The sequence below is a fragment of the Bradyrhizobium valentinum genome (assembly GCF_001440405.1).
Lineage (GTDB): Bacteria > Pseudomonadota > Alphaproteobacteria > Rhizobiales > Xanthobacteraceae > Bradyrhizobium > Bradyrhizobium valentinum.
The window spans coordinates 1-18,172 of sequence record NZ_LLXX01000120.1; the positions used below are offsets into that span (position 1 = coordinate 1).

Below are 18,172 nucleotides of genomic sequence, written 5' to 3' on the forward strand. Positions count from 1 at the left end.
CAAACCGAAGACCGGCCTGCCGGCCGCAGCGCGCGCGGCGCGCTATCGCCTGCTGGCGAAAGCCGCGCGGTCGACTGGCGCGACGCATATCCTGACCGCGCATACCCGCGACGACCAGGCCGAGACGCTATTGATGCGGCTGCTGCGCGGCAGCGGTATCGCCGGTCTTGCGGCGATGGCGCGCGAGGCCGAGCGCGACGGCGTGTGGCTGGTGCGGCCGTTGCTGGACATCCCGAAATCCCGGCTCGTTGCGACGCTGGGCAAGGCGAAGATCACCTTTGCCGACGATGCCACCAATCGCGACATGAGCTTCACGCGGCCGCGGCTGCGCGCGTTGATGCCGGCTCTGGCCGGGGAGGGCGGCGACAGTCGGAACCTGGCGCGGCTGGCATCGAGGCTGGCGCGGGCCAATGCCGCGATTGAAGTGCTGACCGACGGTGCCGAGCGCTACCTCGCCTTGAGAGATCGCAACGATGCCTCGCGCTTCGGGTTCGATGCAGGGGCGTTTGCCGGTCTGCCCGAGGAAATCCGGCTTCGGCTGCTCAAGCGCGTGATCGACCGGGCCGGTCACGAAGGGCCGGCGGAACTCGGCAAGGTCGAGGCGCTACTGGCGGTGCTTGACCGGGCCATTGCGAACGGTCAGAAACAGGCAAGGCTGAAGCAGACGCTTGCCGGGGCTGCGATCAGCTTGACGGGGGGGCGAATTCATGTCGATCCAGCGCCGCCGCGGCGGGGTAGCCGTGCGTGAGAAGCGTCCCCATATCGCAATATCCGTGGTATTGGACGGAGAGCCTTAACCACCCCGCAAAAGCCCCGGCTTTTGCGCCATTTTTTGACCGGGAAATCGCGCTAAGATGCGTTAAATAGTCCCGTGTTGTTCCCTTGGCATTGACCGGGGCGCCACCTAGATTGGGTGTAGTGGACCGGGGATTCTCGCCTCACTACCCAAGGAATACTCTAGGGTTACTGCCAAGGACATAAGGCCGCGATCCGCGCGACCACGAAGGAAGATCAATGAACGCCAATCTGCGTAACTTCGCCCTCTGGGTCATCATTGTTTTGCTGCTGTTGGCATTGTTCACGCTTTTCCAGAATCCCGGTCAGCGCGCGTCCTCGCAGGACATCTCGTTTTCGCAGCTCTTGAGCGAGGTCGATCAGAACCGCGTTCGCGACGTCGTGATCCAGGGGCCGGAAATCCACGGCACCTTCACCAACGGCTCCTCGTTCCAGACCTATGCGCCCAACGATCCCACGCTGGTGAAGCGCCTCTATGACGGCAAAGTTTCGATCACCGCGAAGCCGCCCGGCGACAACGTGCCGTGGTTCGTGTCGCTGCTCGTCTCCTGGCTGCCCTTCATCGCGCTGATCGGCGTGTGGATCTTCCTGTCGCGGCAGATGCAGGGCGGCGCCGGCAAGGCGATGGGCTTTGGCAAGTCGCGCGCCAAGATGCTGACGGAGGCCCACGGCCGCGTCACCTTCGAGGACGTCGCGGGCGTCGACGAAGCCAAGCAGGACCTGCAGGAGATCGTCGAATTCCTGCGCGACCCCGGAAAATTCCAGCGCCTCGGCGGACGGATTCCGCGCGGCGTGCTGCTGGTCGGTCCTCCCGGCACCGGCAAGACGCTGATCGCGCGCGCGGTCGCGGGCGAAGCCAACGTGCCCTTCTTCACCATTTCCGGTTCTGACTTCGTCGAAATGTTCGTCGGCGTCGGCGCCTCTCGTGTCAGGGATATGTTCGAGCAGGCCAAGAAAAACGCGCCCTGCATCATCTTCATCGACGAAATCGACGCGGTCGGCCGCCATCGCGGCGCCGGCCTCGGCGGCGGCAATGACGAGCGCGAACAGACGCTCAACCAGTTGCTGGTCGAGATGGACGGCTTCGAGGCCAATGAAGGCGTGATCCTGATCGCGGCGACCAACCGTCCCGACGTGCTCGATCCCGCGCTGCTGCGTCCCGGCCGCTTCGACCGCCAGGTCGTGGTGCCGAATCCGGACGTCGTCGGCCGCGAGCAGATCCTGAAAGTTCACGTTCGCAAGGTGCCGCTGGCGCCGGATATCAACCTCAAGACCATCGCGCGCGGCACGCCGGGCTTCTCCGGCGCTGACCTGATGAACCTCGTCAACGAGGCGGCGCTGACCGCTGCCCGGCGCAACAAGCGCATGGTGACGCAGGCCGAGTTCGAGGAAGCCAAAGACAAGGTGATGATGGGCGCCGAGCGCAAGTCGCTCGTCATGACTGAGGAAGAGAAACTGCTGACGGCCTATCACGAGGGCGGCCACGCCATCGTCGGCCTCAACGTCGTCGCGACCGATCCGATCCACAAGGCGACCATCATTCCGCGCGGCCGTGCGCTCGGCATGGTGATGCAGCTCCCCGAGCGTGACAAGCTGTCGATGTCGCTCGAGCAGATGACGTCGCGGCTGGCGATCATGATGGGCGGCCGCGTCGCGGAAGAGCTGATCTTCGGCCGCGAGAAGGTCACCTCGGGCGCCGCCTCCGACATCGAGCAGGCGACGCGCCTGGCGCGCATGATGGTGACGCGCTGGGGTCTGTCTGAAGAGCTCGGCACCGTGTCCTACGGCGAAAACCAGGACGAGGTGTTTTTGGGCATGTCGGTGTCGCGCACGCAGAATGCCTCGGAAGCGACCGTCCAGAAGATCGACAAGGAGATCAAGCGGCTGGTCGAGGAAGGCTACAACGAGGCAACCAAGATCCTCACCGACAAGCGTGATGACCTAGAGACGCTCGCCAAGGGCCTGCTCGAATTCGAGACGCTGAGCGGCGACGAGATCATCGACCTGTTGAAGGGCAAGAAGCCCAACCGCGAGTCGGTGCTGGAGCCGAGCACGCCGCGCGCTTCCGCCGTGCCGCCCGCCGGCAAGCCGCGCCCGCGTCCCGATCCGGACCCGGGTCTGGAGCCGCAACCGCAGGCGTAAGCTGATTGCCATCTCGAACAAGAAACGCGGCGGAGACGCCGCGTTTTTTTGCGCGCTGTCGTCATTGCGGGCCAACGGGTCGCGCGAATGCGCGCCCCGTTCGCTCGCAATGACGTGGTTGCCGCGACGAGGTGAGTTATGCTTTCGCCGGTGCGCCGAGATGCACGGCCAGGATATGCTCCGGCGTCTCTACCACTTCGATCGTCTCCCCGTCGCCACTGACAAAGGCAAGCACGGTGCGCTCGCCGTCGCGTGACATGCTGCCGACGAGCGCGATATTGATGTGGACGGGTTGCCCCGTCTCGAACCTCGTGCATTGAATCCAGAAGCGCATCGCAGTCTCCTTCGATCTCTCGCGGTGATCATAAAGATAGTCGTAGCAGCTATTGAACCCTCATGGTGAGGAGGCGCCAACGGGTCCGCGCATAGCGCGGCCCGATGACGGGCTCCGCGCCGTCTCCGGACGATGCTTCGCATCGCCGGGAGAACCACGAGGCCCCGCTGGTGCCATTCATCCTTCGAGACGCGCGAAGACGCGCTCCTCAGGATGAGGTCTGCCGGCAGTGGGTAGGCAAAGCGACTTGTCCGCCGTGGCTCGAAGAGCGAAGGCGGAAGCGTGCCCACCATTCTCACTGACGATCTTGGAAAGATAGGTGGCACGGCGCGAAGTGCGCCTTTGCCCACCTACGCATCTGCGGCAAGACTAGAGAAGGGGTCGTTCTCGCGCTAGGCGGACGCCCGCAATTCGCGGGCCGCCGCCACCATGTTGACGAGCGCGGGTCGCACCTCTTCCCATTTGCGGGTCTTCAATCCGCAATCCGGATTGATCCAGATCTGGGTATCGGTGAGGCGCATCCGTGCCAGCTTGAGCAGGGCAGTCATCTCTTCGATCTCCGGCACCCGCGGCGAATGAATGTCGTAGACACCGGGGCCGATTTCGTTCGGATAACGGTAGTTCCTGAACGCATCGAGCAGCTCCATTTTCGAACGCGAGGTTTCGATCGAGATCACGTCGGCGTCCATCGCGCCGATCGCATCGATGATGTCGTTGAACTCCGAGTAGCACATGTGGGTGTGGATCTGCGTCTCGTCGCGCACGCCGGACGAGCAGAGACGGAAGGCGTCAACGGTCCAGTCCAGATACGCCTTCCATTCCGATTGGCGTAGCGGCAATCCCTCGCGCAGCGCCGCCTCGTCGATCTGGATCATCCCGGCGCCGGCAGCCTCGAGATCGGCGACCTCGTCGCGGATCGCGAGCGCGATCTGACGGCAGGCCTCACTGCGCGCAATATCGTCGCGGACGAACGACCAGTTCAGGATGGTGACGGGACCGGTCAACATCGCCTTCATCGGCTTTTTCGTCAGCGACTGGGCGTATTGCCACCACTCGACCGTCATCGGCTTCGGGCGCGAGACGTCGCCGAACAGCACCGGCGGACGGACGTAGCGCGATCCGTAGGACTGCACCCAGCCGTGCGTGGTGAAGGCGAAGCCCGCGAGCTGTTCGCCGAAATACTGCACCATGTCGTTGCGCTCGAACTCGCCATGCACGAGCACGTCGAGACCGATGGTTTCCTGCCACTGCACGGCGCGGGCCGTCTGGTCCTGCAGATAGATCTTGTAGACTTCGTCAGTCAGGGCACCGCTGGCGTGCGCGGCGCGCGCTTTCCTGACTTCGGCCGTCTGCGGGAACGAGCCGATGGTCGTGGTCGGAAAGGCGGGCAGGTTGAAGCGCTCGTGCTGAACGCCGGCGCGCTCGGCGAATGCGTTGGCGCGGCGACGCATGGCGTCATCGATACCGGCAATGCGCGCCGCAACCTTTGCATCGTGAATCCGCGGCGACGCCTTGCGGGCGGCGGCCGCCTCGTCCGAGGTGCGCAGGCTGGCTTCCGCGGCGCCGCGCCCACCGGCGAGCGCCGTCCCGAGCGTCGACAGTTCCTCGAGCTTCTGCACCGAGAACGCCAGCCAGCTTTTGATTTCGGAATCGAGCCCCGTTTCCAGCGCCAGGTCGATCGGGACATGCAACAGTGAGCAGGAGGGTGCGATCTGCACTCGGTCCTTGCCGAGCTTCGCGATCACAGGCTCGAGCCGGTGGAGGATCCGGCTCAAATCCGCACGCCAGATGTTGCGGCCGTCGATGATGCCGAGCGACAGCACGCGGTCATCAGAAAAATCGGCCAGGCCGTCGATCTGCTCAGGCGCGCGTACCAGATCGAGATGCAGGCCGGCGACGGGCAGCGCCAGCGCGGTATCGCGGTTGCCGCCCAGCCCGCCGAAATAGGTTGCCAGCATGATCTTGAGCTGCGGCACCGCACTCGCGATCTCCGTATAGGCGTAATGCAGCGCCTGCTGCCCGACGATATCGAGGTCGAGCACAAGACATGGCTCGTCGATCTGCACCCATTCGGCGCCCCGGCAAGCCAGTTCGCGCAGGACGTCGATGTAAACCGGCAGCAACCGATCAAGCAGGGACAGCGGATTGAATCCGGCATCCTTGCTCTTGGCGAGTTTGAGAAACGTGACCGGGCCGACCAGCACCGGGCGGGTCTGATAGCCCAGCGCTTTCGCTTCCTCGTACTCTTCGATCGGCTTGCGCGAGGCGAGGGTGAATTTCTGGTCCCTTGCGAGTTCGGGCACCATGTAGTGGTAGTTGGTGTCGAACCATTTTGTCATTTCCAGCGCCGGCATGCCTTGCGCGGCGTCGCGCCCGTGATTGATATGGCCGCAGCTCGCCTCTTGCGTTTTGCCTTGCGCACCGCGGGCCATCGCAAAATAGGTCGCAAGCGGGACCGGGCCGCCGTTCCAGCGATAGATTTCCGGAACAGCACCGACCATCACTGACGTGTCGAGCATCTGGTCGTAGAATGAGAAATCGTTCGATGGAATCACGCTGACGCCGAGTTTCTTCTGGCGCGCCCAGTTGGCGGCGCGAAGCCCGGCACCGGTTTCGATCAGCGCCCTCTCGTCGGTTGCGCCCGACCAGAAGCTTTCCAAGGCGAATTTCAGCTCGCGGCGCGGGCCGATACGTGGCGTGCCGAGGGAGGCAACGGCAAGCGAGGAAGTGGAGATTGTGGAAGTAGATGATGTAGAAGATGGCGATGTAGAAGACATTGGCTTAACCCCAAAAGTTGGGGGCAAAGGCCGAAGTGACACGTCTGGATTCCGCGTGCGGCAGCGCGCGCGGAATCGCAACCGCACCACCGGGACACCCCGCCCGAGGACGTGTATGTTGTCGAGGCAGGTCTCCTGGCTCGCGGGTCAGTGCTGCTGTCCGGCCTTCCCGAAACCTTGAAAGGTCTCAGTGACTTTGTTGGACAGCGGCTCGCCGCTTACAGTTGCGGGGGCAGCTCCGGCTTTGGCTTTTCGGCCGCACCGGCTTCCCTCTTAGCTTCGGGCCGAACCAGCCCGAAGAACCACGACGGGTTCAGTTAAGATCAATGGCGGTCTCAGTCAACATGAGATCGGTCGTTCCCCCGCTGCGCTCTCTGCCATCGTTCGATGAACGCCGTTCCGATCGAAGCTGCGATAGCTACATATTCACCTCTGCGGCATGCCTGTGGGAACGACGGTTTTGACGATGGAGGCGTCGAGCGCCTCGTAGTCGTGCAGCCCGATCGTTGCGTAGAGTTCGGCGCGCGTCTGCATCTGGTCGAGCATCTTGCAGGTGCTGCCGTCGCGTTTGAGGGTCGTGAATAGAGTCTGCTGGGCCTTGTTGGCGACGCGGAGCGACGACACCGGCCAGATCATCATGCGATAGCCCATGGCCTCGAACTCGGATGCGGTGAAGAAGGGCGTCTTGCCAAACTCCGTCATGTTCGCGAGCAATGGAACGCCGGGAACGCGCCTTGCAAACTCCTCGAACATCTCGCGCGAGATCATCGCTTCCGGGAAGATCGCGTCCGCTCCCGCTTCCAGATAAAGTTTGGCACGCGCCACCGCGCCGTCCATCCCTTCGCTCGCCGCGGCATCCGTCCTCGCGATCAGATAGAGATGCCGCCGCGCCTTTGCGGCGGCGGCGACCTTGGCGGCTATGTCGCGCGCATCCGCCAGCTTCTTGTCGTTGAGATGGCCGCACTTCTTCGGAAGAAGTTGGTCCTCGATATGAACGGCCGCTGCACCGGCATCCTCGAAGGTGCGCACCATGTTCATGACATTGAGCGCTTCGCCATAACCAGTGTCGCCATCGACCAGAACCGGCAGGCCGCCGGCGCGCGCCACCTGGCGGATGAAGAAGGCGACTTCCTCGATTGTGATAATGCCGAGATCGGGCAGGCCCATCGAAGCCGTCATTGCCGCGCCTGACAGATAGAGCGCGGAAAAACCGGCGTCGCGGGCCTGCAGCGCGGCCATTCCGTTGTGCGCGCCCGGCATCTGAAGAATGCCTGGTCTGCCCAGGAGGTCGCGGAAGCGGGCCCCTGCGGGGTTGTCGGCGAGATCAGTACCCAGGAGATATACCATCGTTGCTTCCTTACGCGGCGCGTGGGGCGATGGCGGCTTTGCCACGCTCATGCAGCGGCACGAACTTCAGATTCTCCGGGCCGACATAGTTTGCGGCCGGGCGGATGATCTTGTTGTTGATGCGCTGTTCTATCACATGCGCCGCCCATCCGGACGTCCGTGAAATCACGAACAGCGGCGTGAACATCGCGGTCGGCACCCCCATCGCGTGGTAGGAGACCGCGCTGAACCAGTCGAGATTGGCGAACATCTTCTTGGCGTCGGCCATCACAGCCTCGATCCGCTCCGCGATCTCGAACATCCGGGTGCTTTCGCCCTCGATGCTGAGGCGACGCGCGACTTCCTTGATCACCTTGTTGCGTGGATCGGCAATGGTGTAGACTGGATGACCGAAGCCGATGATGACTTCCTTGGCCGCGACGCGCCGACGGATATCGGCCTCCGCCTCTTCCGTGTCGCCGTAGCGCTTCTGCACTTCGAAGGCGATTTCGTTGGCGCCGCCATGCTTTGGTCCGCGCAGCGCGCCGATCGCGCCTGTTATCGCGGAATAGAGGTCCGAGCCGGTTCCGGCGATCGAGCGCGCAGTGAACGTCGAGGCGTTGTACTCGTGCTCCGCGTAGAGGATCAGCGAGGTATGCATCGCACGCTCGTGCGATGGTGGCGGCTTCCTGCCATGGAGCAGATGCAGGAAGTGCGAGCCGATCGAATCGTCGTCGGTTTCGACGTCGATCCGGCGGCCGTGGTGGGCGTAGTGGTGCCAGTAGAGCAGCATCGATCCGAGCGAGGCCATCAGCCGGTCGGCAATATCGCGCGCGCCGGGCTGATTGTGATCATGGGCTTCCGGCAGGATGCAGCCGAGCGCGGAGACGCCGCTTCTTAAGACGTCCATCGGATGTGCGGCGGCGGGCAGCAACTCCAGCGTCTGCAACACCGCGAGCGGCAACCCGCGCAGCGCCTTCAGCTTGGCCTTGTAGTTTCTGAGCTCGGGCAGCGTGGGCAGGCTGCCGTGAACGAGAAGATACGCGATCTCCTCGAATTCGCAGCTTTCCGCGACATCGAGAATGTCGTAGCCGCGATAATGCAGGTCGTTTCCGGTGCGGCCGACCGTGCACAGCGCAGTGTCGCCGGCAATGACGCCGGAGAGCGCAACCGATTTTTTGGGGGCGGGCTTGATGTCCGTCATCTCAATCTCCCTTATCGATTGCCGGCAGCGCAGTGGACCGCAACCGCGGCGGCGTCATGCCAATCGAAGATGCCGTGCGTTGACGCCCTGCCGAGGAATTTTGGATCGACCGTGAAGGTGAGGTCGGTCAGCTCTCCTGCTTTGAGTGAGGCCAGCCTCTCGACCGTTGCGATGAAGCGATCCTGCTCAGCCGCGCTGATCACGCCTTCCGCCAGGTTGCGGAACTTCCGGATGTAGTCCGGCCGCTTGAACGGGCGGGTGCCCAGCGGATGCGCATCAGCCAGCGCAATTTCGTCGCTGAAGACGGAGCCGCCCTTCAGCTTCACGACGACGCGGCCGCCGAACGCCTTTTCCTTCGGATCGTGGCTGTGGTAGCGGCGGGTCCATGCGGGGTCTTCGACGGTCGAGATCTTGCGCCACAGCGCGACCGTCGTGTCGCGGCCCGCGCGCTCTGGGGCATAGGATCGTTCGTGATGCCAGCCGCCGTCTTCCAGCGCGACCGCGAAAATGTACATGATCGAATGGTCGAGCGTTTCGCGGCTCGCCTTCGGGTCCATCTTCTGCGGGTCGTTGGCGCCGGTGCCGATGACGTAGTGGGTGTGATGGCTGGTGTGGATGACGATGCTTTCGATCTTCGAGAGATCGCCGATCTTCGGTCCGAGCCGGCGCGCGAGGTCGATCAAGGCTTGGCTCTGATATTCGGCCGAGTGCTCCTTGGTGTAGGTGTCGAGAATGGCGCGCTTGGGCTCGCCCTTTTCCGGCAGCGGCACCGTGTATTCCGCGCTGGGCCCGCCGAGCAGCCAGGCGATGAAGCCGTCCTCGCCCTCATAGGCGGGTGACGGCGCGCCTTCGCCGCGCATCACGCGATCGACGGATTCGATCGCCATCTTGCCAGCGAAAGCCGGCGCATAGGCCTTCCAGCTCGATATCTCGCCCTTGCGCGACTGCCGCGTCGTCGTGGTGACGTGGAGCGCCTGCTGAACGGCCTGATAGATCGTCTCGGCATGCAATCCGAGCAGCGCGCCGATCCCGGCGGCGGCGGACGGCCCGAGATGGGCGATGTGATCGATCTTGTGCTCGTGCAGGCAGATGCCCTTCACGAGATCGATCTGAATCTCGTAGGCCGCAGCCAGCCCGCGAACGAGGTCCGCGCCCGCTAGCCCGCAGTGCTGGGCGACAGCCAGTACCGGCGGAATGTTGTCGCCGGGATGCGAATAGTCCGCCGCCAGGAACGTATCGTGGAAATCGAGTTCGCGGACGGCGACGCCGTTGGCCCACGCGGCCCATTCCGGCGAAATCCGCTGCGACCGCGTCAATCCGAACACGGTGGCCCCCGGCTGAAATGGATGCGCCTCGGCTTGCGTTCGCGCGCTGACGACGGGACGCCGAGCGACCGAGGCTGCGGCAACGGCGGCGTTGTCGATGATGCGGTTGCCCAGCATTTCCACCACATCGCTCTCGACCGCGACCGGGTCAGCGGCCACCTCGGCGATCTTCCAGGCCAGTTGGCTCGCGCGCGGGAGACGATCGGCCGATTTGAAAGTACGAACGCTATGCTGTTTCAAGACGCAGCTTCCTTCTGAATTGGATCGGTCATGGTTGGTCGCGTGATCGGGACCGGACGGCCGAATTCGTCCACCGCGACCATCTCGAATGTCCCGCGCACCGCGGATTTCCGCCGGCCGCTGATCAGGTCTTCGCGGACCATGTCGACGGTAACCGTCATGGAGCTGCGGCCGACGCGTACGACCTGAGCAATGAGTTCGATGAGCTCGCCGACATGGATCGGCTCGTGAAATTCGATCTTGTCCGAGGTCGCCATGACGACGCTCTGGCGGGCGCGCCGCGTGGCCGTGACGAATGCCGCCTTGCCCATCAGGCTCAGGGCATGGCCGCCGAACAGCGTGCCGTAGTGATTGGCCTGCTCCGGAAACACCATCTCCACGAACCGGGTTTCGTCGGGATGAAGGTTTGGCGACGCCGCTGCATGCATTTTCCTGCTCCGGACGACTTGTCATTCCGTACCGACTTCGCAATATCTACAAGCGGGCCCCATCGAAATGGCTGAAAAAGCATAGTCTTGCGAAGAAACCCCAGCCAGCCTGCAAAGTTTGCGAAGGTGATGTGATGAAAAAGACCTTCATGGGCGTGCGGTTGAAAAGATTGCGCGAGGAGCAGCGCCTGACGCAGGCGGCGCTTGCCGGCAAACTCGGGATATCGCTGAGCTACCTCAACCAACTGGAAAACAATCAGCGTCCACTCACCGTGCCGGTGCTGCTGGCGCTCAATTCGGTGTTCGGCCTTGACGTGCAGTCGTTCGCCGAGGGCGACGAAGCCCGCTTGATCTCGGACTTGCGCGAAGCGCTTGCGGATCCTTCGTTGGGTGAGACAATCGCTGTCGCCGAACTTCGCGAACTCGCGCAGAGCATGCCCGCGGTCGGGCGCGCGCTGGTCAATCTGAACCGCAAATATCGCCATGCCGCCGAGCAATATGCGGCGCTTTCCGCGCGGCTCGGCGAGGACCGTCAGGCAACGGCGGCGGTTCTGGCGTCCACGCCGTTCGAGGAAGTCCGCGACTTCTTTTATCTGCAGCACAACCACATTGCCGAGCTCGACGATGCGGCGGAAGCGATCGCGGGCCGGATGGAATTGCCGATCGGGCGGATGACGCCGGGCCTGGTGTCGTATCTCGAAAGCCGGCATGGCGTGACTGTCCTGATCGACGCAAGCGACGAGCTGGGATCGGGAACGCAGCGCCTGTTCGATGGCCGCACACGAACGCTGCGGCTGTCGCCAAGCCTTGATCCGGGCCAGCAGGCATTCCAGCTCGCGACGCAGATCGCCATTCTGGAACTGGACGAGGCGATCCGTTCGATCGTCGACAAGGCAAAGTTCACCAGCGACGAAGCGCGCGGCCTGGCCCGCATCGGGCTTGCGAATTATTTCGCCGGCGCGCTGATTTTGCCATACGCTGTTTTCCTCAACGAGGCGGAGCGATGCCGTTACGATATCGAATTGCTCAGTCACCGGTTCGGCGTGGGCTTTGAAACGATCTGTCACCGGCTCAGCACCCTGCAGCGCCATAATGCGCGGGGCGTGCCGTTCTTCTTCATCCGCGTCGATCGCGCCGGAAATATATCGAAGCGGCAATCGGCGACCGACTTCCATTTTTCGCGGGTCGGTGGCACCTGTCCGCTGTGGAACGTTTATGAGGCCTTCGCCAACCCGGGGCGTATTCTGACGCAATTGGCGCGGATGCCTGATGAGCGAACCTATCTCTGGGTTGCCCGGACGGTGTCGCACGGCAGCGGAGGCTACGGAGCGCCCGCCAAGACGTTTGCCGTTGCCCTGGGATGTGATGTTCGCCATGCCGAGCGAATCATCTATTCGCAGGGCCTCAAGATCGATCCATCGCTGGCGACGCCGATCGGCATGGGCTGCAAGGTGTGCGAACGGCCCGCTTGTCCGCAGCGGGCGTTTCCACCTGTTGGCCGGGCCCTTCGAATCGACGAGACGCGATCGCGCTTCGCGCCCTATGCCACGTCATGATCTCACATAGCCGGGATATCGGGGAAAACGGCTTTCACGCGGAGAAAGAATCGGCTCTTTCGTGTTCCCCATCCCTCTTGCGGATTTTTTTGGAAATTGCGGGCATCGATTCCCCCGGCCCCATTGACACTCCGCTGCGAATAATACCAGATATAGGCGTCACGGCCCGCCAGATCGCAAGATTTGGTGGCTAAGAGGGAAGCCGGTGTATCGCATGTTTTGCGAGAGTCCGGCGCTGCCCCCGCAACTGTAAGCAGTGAGTTGCTCCCGATTTCACGTCACTGATGCGGCCACGCATTGGGAAGACCGGGTGCAACGCTGACCTGCGAGCCAGGAGACCTGCCGCGACACCGAAAAAACGTCCACGGGCGGGGTGTCCCGGCGGTCGCTTGCAGATTCATGCCGGTACCTTGCGCCGGGCATCCTATGCAGCGTCGCCTCAAGACATCCAGAGCCTCAACAACACTACGGGGTCTGCCGATGTCGCAATCTTCTCAACTCGTTTCTCCCGAAGCCAAAGCCGCTCCCTTTCTCGCGTTGCGCACCGAATCGTCAGCTTTGCCGGGAGGTGCGCTGCCGATGCAGGTGATCCGCCGTAACGGCACGGTTTCGAAATTCGACGCCAGCAAGATCTCGGTCGCGATGACCAAGGCGTTCCTCGCGGTCGAGGGGCATGGCGCGGCCGCCTCCCGCCGCGTCCATGAAATCGTCGAGCAACTGACTTCCGAAGTCGTCGGCGCGCTGTCGCGCCGGATGAGCGAGGGGCGCACCTTTCATATCGAGGACGTGCAGGACCAGGTCGAACTCGCCTTGATGCGCAGCGAGCACCACAAGGTCGCGCGCGCCTATGTGCTGTATCGCGAAGAGCGCACACGCCAGCGCGCCGGGCAGGAAGCAGCCAATGCCGCTCAGCCCTCGGCGGAGCCTTCGCTGCGCGTCACGCTGGCGAGCGGCATGCAGGTCCCGATTGATATCGCGCGTCTGACGCTGATCATCGAAGAGGCCTGCGCCGGGCTCGAGGGCGTGGCAGCCGCGGCCGTGCTCTCTGAGACGCAGCGCAATCTCTATGACGGCATCGGCGAGGGCGAACTGGCGTTGGCGTCGGTGATGGCCGCGCGCACGCTGGTAGAGCAGGAGCCGAACTACGCTTATGTCAGCGCGCGGCTGCTGCTCGACAAGCTGCGCACCGAGGTGCTGTCTTTTGTGGAGGGGACGCCGACCAGCGCCTCGCAGGCCGACATGGCCGTGCGCTACGGCGAATACTTTCCGGCCTACATCAAGACCGGCATCAATGCCGAACTGCTCGATCCCGATCTCGCGCGGTTCGACCTGAAAAGGCTCGCCGCGGCACTGAAGCCGGAGCGCGATCTGGCGTTTCAGTTTCTGGGGCTGCAGACGCTGTACGACCGCTATTTCCTGCATGAGCGCGGCAACCGCATCGAACTGCCGCAGGCGTTCTTCATGCGCGTCGCCATGGGCCTTGCGCTGCGCGAGATCGACCGCGAGGCGCGCGCCATCGAATTCTACGATTTGCTGTCCTCTTTCGACTTCATGGCTTCGACGCCGACGTTGTTCAACTCGGGCACGCTGCGGCCGCAACTGTCGTCCTGCTTCCTCACCACCATTGCCGACGATCTCGACGGCATCTTCAAGTCGGTCAAGGACAACGCTCTGCTGGCGAAATATTCCGGCGGGCTCGGCAATGACTGGACACGCGTGCGCGGGCTCGGCGCCCATATCAAGGGCACCAATGGCGAGAGCCAGGGCGTGGTGCCGTTCCTGAAAGTCGCCAACGACACCGCGATCGCCGTCAATCAGGGCGGAAAGCGTAAAGGTGCGGTCTGCGCCTATCTCGAAACCTGGCACATCGACATCGAGGAATTCCTCGATCTGCGCAAGAACACCGGCGACGACCGCCGCCGCACCCATGACATGAACACTGCGAACTGGGTGCCTGACCTGTTCATGCAGCGCGTCGAGGCTGACGGCGAATGGACGCTATTCTCGCCGGATGAAACGCCCGATCTGCATGACCTCTATGGCCAGCCCTTCGCCGAGCGCTACGCGGCCTATGAAGCCAAGGCGGAGCGCGGCGAAATCCGCGTGTTTAAGCAGGTCCGCGCCACCGATCTCTGGCGCAAGATGCTGACCATGCTGTTTGAGACCGGGCATCCCTGGATCACATTCAAGGATCCCTGCAATCTGCGCTCGCCGCAGCGCCATGCCGGCGTCATCCATTCCTCGAACCTCTGCACCGAAATCACACTCAATACCTCCGACGACGAAACCGCCGTCTGCAATCTCGGCTCGATCAATCTGCTCAACCATGTGCGGGAAGGGCGGCTGGATGAATCGCGGCTGAAGCGTAGCGTGACCACGGCGATGCGGATGCTCGACAACGTCATCGACATCAATTTCTACACCATCCCGGAAGCGCGCCGCTCCAACCTGCGGCACCGCCCGGTCGGGCTCGGGCTGATGGGATTCCAGGATGCGCTGCAGGCGTTGCGGATCGCGATGGCTTCCGATGTGGCGGTTGCCTTCGCGGATACCAGCATGGAGATGATTTCCTATTATGCGATCTCGGCCTCGGTCGATCTCGCCGCCGAGCGCGGGCGCTATCCGTCGTTCGACGGCTCGCTGTGGAGCCGGGGCATTTTGCCGATCGATTCGATCGAGCTGCTGGCGGAAGCCCGCGGCGGCCTCGCGATGGACCGCGGCGTGACGCTCGACTGGGACCTTCTGCGCGAGCGCGTCAAATCGACCGGCATGCGCAATTCGAACGTGATGGCGATCGCGCCGACGGCCACCATTTCGAACATCTGCGGCGTGGCGCAGTCGATCGAGCCCGCCTACCAGAACCTCTATGTCAAATCCAACATGTCCGGCGACTTCACCGTAGTGAATGGGTTTTTGGTACGCGACCTCAAAGCGCGCGGGCTGTGGGACGAGGTGATGGTCAACGATCTCAAATATTTCGACGGCAGCGTCGGTGCGATCGATCGCATTCCAGGCGACATCAAGGCGCTCTATGCCACCGCGTTCGAGATCGATAGCGCCTGGCTGATCGAGGCGGCCTCGCGGCGGCAAAAATGGATCGATCAGTCGCAGTCGCTCAACCTCTACATCGCCAACCCTAGCGGCAAGAAGCTCGATGCACTCTATCGTCTGGCTTGGGTGCGCGGTCTGAAGACGACCTATTACTTGCGCTCGCGCAGCGCGACGCATGTCGAAAAGTCCACGCTGCGGGGCACCGACGGCAAGCTCAACGCCGTTGCGGCCGCGCCTGTGCTGTCGGCCGCCGCACCGATCATCGTTCCGTCGGCGATCACGGCGCCTGACCTGTCCGACGCGGTCGCGTGTTCCATCGACAATCCCGAATGCGAAGCCTGCCAGTAAGCAGACAAGAAAAGAAGGAAATGACAATGCTCGACTGGTCCGAACCCGCTGCGCCCTCGCGCCAGATGCCGCCCACCGTGGTGGCCCAAACCATCGTTGTGGCCGATCAAACCGGCCTCGGCACCATCGACCGAAGCGGCGGCAGGGTATCCGTCGACGACAAGCGGATGATCAACTGCCGCGCCGACGTCAATCAATTGCTGCCGCTGAAATACAAATGGGCATGGGAGAAATATCTCGCCGGCTGCAACAATCACTGGATGCCGACCGAAGTCTCGATGCAGGCCGACATCGCACTGTGGAAGTCGCGCGACGGCCTTACCGAGGACGAGCGCCGCGCCATCAAGCGCAATCTCGGCTTTTTCGCGGCCTCCGAAAGCCTCGTCGCCAACAACATCGTGCTGGCGATCTACCGCCATCTGACCAATCCGGAATGCCGGCAGTATCTGCTGCGGCAGTCCTTCGAGGAGGCCGTTCACACCCACACCTTCCAGTACATCGTCGAAAGCCTCGGCCTCGACGAGGGCGAGCTGTTCAACATGTACCGCGAGGTGCCGTCGATCACCGACAAGGCGGCCTGGGCGCTGAAACATACCCAGCATCTCGACGATCCCGATTTCAGGACCGGGACGCCGGAGGCCGACCAGGCGTTCCTGCGCGACCTCGTTGCCTTCTACGTCATCTTCGAGGGCATGTGGTTCTATACCGGGTTCGCCCAGATCCTCTCGCTCGGCCGCCGCAACAAGATGGTCGGGATCGCGGAGCAGTACCAATACATCCTGCGCGATGAATCGATTCATCTGAACTTCGGCATCGACGTCATCAACCAGATCAAGATCGAGAATCCGCATCTGTGGACCAAGGCGTTTCAGGACGAAGTCCGCGCCATGGTGCGCGAGGCGGCTGAGCTAGAGGCGGCCTATGGGCGGGACACCATGCCGCGCGGCTTTCTCGGCCTGAATGCGGCGCTGTGCGAGAGCTATATGCACTTCATCGCCAACCGCCGCTGCGCGCAACTTGGGCTGGCGCGGGTGTTTGATGAAGCCGAGAATCCGTTTCCCTGGATGTCGGAGGCGATGGACCTGAAGAAGGAGAAGAACTTCTTCGAGACACGGGTGATCGAGTATCAGAACGGCGGTGCGCTGAGCTGGGAGTAGAGGGATTGCTGTATGCCCAAACGGTCGTCCCTGCGAACGCAGGGACCCATACCGCGTAATCCATCAATGAGGCACTGCGGGAGACGCCGACCTGAAGCAACCAGCATCGGTGGTTATGGGTCCCTGCGTTCGCAGGGACGACGGGAAAAACCGCCGTTGCCGCGCTAAAACTTAAGATTTCCTCAATTCAGTCCGGCCTATTGCTTTGGGGTGTGCGCGTTCGAACAGGACGCGCCCAGGCAAGGACCGCGCATGACCGCCTCTCTTTCCACTCTCAGGACCGCACGCGAGCCAGCCCCGATTCCCGAGTGGCTCGTGAAGGTGTGCTTTGCGCTGGCGCTGGCCAATTTGGCCCTTTGCCCGGTGGCCTATTTCTCGAGCTGGTGGATTTACGATCCGAAGGGCATCGGCATTCCGACTGATTTCATCAACGTCTGGGCGGCCGGCCGCCTGGTGCTCGATGGCGTTCCCGCGCAGGCCTATGATTGGGATATCCAGAAGCAGATCGAGGTTGCCAAGCTCGGTCAGGATTTCGTTGGCTATTTTGCCTGGCACTATCCGCCGCCATTCCTGTTCGTCGCATCGCTGCTGGCGATGCTGCCCTTTTCGGTGGGCTATGCCGGCTGGGTGTATGTCAGCCTGCTGCCCTATCTCGCCGTCATGCGCGCGATCGTCGGCCACAATTTCGGCCTTCTGCTCGCGCTCGCCATTCCGACTGTGATCGTCAATTCCTATGTCGGGCAGAACGGATTCCTCACCGCGGCGCTGATCGGCGGCACGCTCTATTTGATCCCGATACGGCCGGTCCTCGCCGGCATCTGCTTGGGACTGCTGACCTACAAGCCGCAATACGGGTTGCTGTTTCCGGTCGTGCTGATCGCGGCCGGGCATTGGCGCGTGTTCATTAGCGCCGCCGTAACGGCGGTGGTGCTGGCCACAGCTTCCTGGCTCGCCTTCGGCATCGAAAGCTGGCTGGCGTTCTTCCACTGGATGCCGAGATTCTCGCAAGCCTTCCTGACCGAGGGCAAGGCGACATGGTGGAAGCTGCAAAGCATCTTCTCGATGGTGCGTTACTTCGGCGGCAGCGAGCCGCTTGGCTGGGCATTCCAGTGGGTTCTCACTGCTTCCGTCGCCGTGGTGCTGGCGCTGATGTGGCGAAGCCGCGTGCCCTACACGATGAAAGCCGCGGCACTTGCCGCCGGTACGCTGCTGACCACGCCCTATCTCTTCATGTACGACATGATGGTACTGGCGATCCCGATCGGCTTCCTGGTCCGCGCCGGACTGAAGACCGGTTTTCGCGCCTACGAGCTTCCGGCGCTGGGCACCGTCGTCGCCCTCATCGTCTGCTACATGTTCACGGGTATTCCGACGGGCCTCGGCGCCACGCTGGTGGTGGCCGCGCTGATCCTGCGCCGGGCGAGGTCGTGGTGGCGGCATGAGCCGGTGCCGAAGCTCGTCGCGGCAGGGGCCTGAATCACGCGAGATG

At 63.0% G+C, this 18,172-nt stretch carries 12 protein-coding genes and 2 riboswitches; of the genes, 6 read left to right on the forward strand and 6 right to left on the reverse strand.

Annotated features, from left to right (window positions below; translation table 11 throughout):
• Both tilS and ftsH read left to right on the forward strand, forming a co-directional pair.
• Window positions 1–748, forward strand: a 748-nt coding sequence (tilS, locus tag CP49_RS19625; RefSeq protein ID WP_057851865.1) for a tRNA lysidine(34) synthetase TilS, incomplete at its 5' end; no start/stop codon positions are given.
• 266 nt (window positions 749–1,014) lie between these two features.
• Complete coding sequence (ftsH, locus tag CP49_RS19630; RefSeq protein ID WP_057851866.1) at window positions 1,015–2,937, forward strand: ATP-dependent zinc metalloprotease FtsH; 1,923 nt, start codon at window positions 1,015–1,017, stop codon at window positions 2,935–2,937.
• 136 nt (window positions 2,938–3,073) lie between these two features.
• On the opposite strand, the gene CP49_RS19635 is transcribed toward ftsH, so the two are convergent.
• The 6 genes from CP49_RS19635 to CP49_RS19660 all read right to left on the reverse strand — a co-directional run bounded on the left by CP49_RS19635 (window position 3,074) and on the right by CP49_RS19660 (window position 10,571).
• Window positions 3,074–3,271 (reverse strand): hypothetical protein, encoded by a 198-nt coding sequence (locus tag CP49_RS19635; protein ID WP_057851867.1) that lies wholly within the window; start codon window positions 3,269–3,271, stop codon window positions 3,074–3,076.
• A 392-nt stretch (window positions 3,272–3,663) separates the two neighbouring features.
• Window positions 3,664–6,048 carry a 5-methyltetrahydropteroyltriglutamate--homocysteine S-methyltransferase gene (metE, locus tag CP49_RS19640; RefSeq protein WP_057851868.1) on the reverse strand — a complete coding sequence of 795 codons (2,385 nt, stop codon included), beginning with the start codon at window positions 6,046–6,048 and terminating at the stop codon, window positions 3,664–3,666.
• Between the two features lie 108 nt (window positions 6,049–6,156).
• A riboswitch (cobalamin riboswitch) is annotated at window positions 6,157–6,370 on the reverse strand.
• 104 nt (window positions 6,371–6,474) lie between these two features.
• Entirely contained in the window at window positions 6,475–7,395 is a 921-nt protein-coding gene (gene prpB, locus CP49_RS19645) for a methylisocitrate lyase (RefSeq protein WP_057851939.1), read from the reverse strand.
• 10 nt (window positions 7,396–7,405) lie between these two features.
• Entirely contained in the window at window positions 7,406–8,578 is a 1,173-nt protein-coding gene (prpC, locus tag CP49_RS19650; protein ID WP_057851869.1) for a bifunctional 2-methylcitrate synthase/citrate synthase, read from the reverse strand.
• Between the two features lie 11 nt (window positions 8,579–8,589).
• Window positions 8,590–10,143 carry an MmgE/PrpD family protein gene (locus CP49_RS19655; RefSeq protein WP_057851870.1) on the reverse strand — a complete coding sequence of 518 codons (1,554 nt, stop codon included), beginning with the start codon at window positions 10,141–10,143 and terminating at the stop codon, window positions 8,590–8,592.
• Entirely contained in the window at window positions 10,140–10,571 is a 432-nt protein-coding gene (locus CP49_RS19660) for an acyl-CoA thioesterase (protein WP_057851871.1), read from the reverse strand. Before CP49_RS19660 ends, CP49_RS19655 begins: the two co-directional genes overlap by 4 nt.
• 134 nt (window positions 10,572–10,705) lie before the next feature.
• Between CP49_RS19660 and CP49_RS19665 the strand changes: the two genes are divergently transcribed.
• The 4 genes from CP49_RS19665 (at window position 10,706) to CP49_RS19680 (ending at window position 18,159) form a co-directional block, all read left to right on the forward strand.
• Window positions 10,706–12,127: a short-chain fatty acyl-CoA regulator family protein gene (locus tag CP49_RS19665; RefSeq protein ID WP_057851872.1), complete on the forward strand. Its 1,422-nt coding sequence runs from the start codon at window positions 10,706–10,708 to the stop codon at window positions 12,125–12,127.
• Between the two features lie 145 nt (window positions 12,128–12,272).
• Window positions 12,273–12,488: riboswitch (cobalamin riboswitch) on the forward strand.
• Window positions 12,489–12,607: 119 nt separating this feature from the next.
• The gene (locus CP49_RS19670) at window positions 12,608–15,526 is read left to right on the forward strand and encodes a ribonucleoside-diphosphate reductase subunit alpha (RefSeq protein ID WP_057851873.1); all 2,919 of its coding nucleotides are present in this window, start codon (window positions 12,608–12,610) and stop codon (window positions 15,524–15,526) included.
• Between the two features lie 26 nt (window positions 15,527–15,552).
• Entirely contained in the window at window positions 15,553–16,683 is a 1,131-nt protein-coding gene (locus CP49_RS19675; protein WP_082646106.1) for a ribonucleotide-diphosphate reductase subunit beta, read from the forward strand.
• A 252-nt stretch (window positions 16,684–16,935) separates the two neighbouring features.
• Entirely contained in the window at window positions 16,936–18,159 is a 1,224-nt protein-coding gene (locus CP49_RS19680; protein WP_057851874.1) for a glycosyltransferase family 87 protein, read from the forward strand.
• Window positions 18,160–18,172 lie beyond the last annotated feature (13 nt).

Coding starts and splice junctions, on each gene's coding strand:
- ftsH (WP_057851866.1), top strand. CDS start 1,015: ATGAACGCCAATCTGCGTAACTTCGCCCTCTGGGTCATCATTGTTTTG.
- CP49_RS19635 (WP_057851867.1), bottom strand. CDS start 3,271: ATGCGCTTCTGGATTCAATGCACGAGGTTCGAGACGGGGCAACCCGTC.
- metE (WP_057851868.1), bottom strand. CDS start 6,048: ATGTCTTCTACATCGCCATCTTCTACATCATCTACTTCCACAATCTCC.
- prpB (WP_057851939.1), bottom strand. CDS start 7,395: ATGGTATATCTCCTGGGTACTGATCTCGCCGACAACCCCGCAGGGGCC.
- prpC (WP_057851869.1), bottom strand. CDS start 8,578: ATGACGGACATCAAGCCCGCCCCCAAAAAATCGGTTGCGCTCTCCGGC.
- CP49_RS19660 (WP_057851871.1), bottom strand. CDS start 10,571: ATGCATGCAGCGGCGTCGCCAAACCTTCATCCCGACGAAACCCGGTTC.
- CP49_RS19665 (WP_057851872.1), top strand. CDS start 10,706: ATGAAAAAGACCTTCATGGGCGTGCGGTTGAAAAGATTGCGCGAGGAG.
- CP49_RS19670 (WP_057851873.1), top strand. CDS start 12,608: ATGTCGCAATCTTCTCAACTCGTTTCTCCCGAAGCCAAAGCCGCTCCC.
- CP49_RS19675 (WP_082646106.1), top strand. CDS start 15,553: ATGCTCGACTGGTCCGAACCCGCTGCGCCCTCGCGCCAGATGCCGCCC.
- CP49_RS19680 (WP_057851874.1), top strand. CDS start 16,936: ATGACCGCCTCTCTTTCCACTCTCAGGACCGCACGCGAGCCAGCCCCG.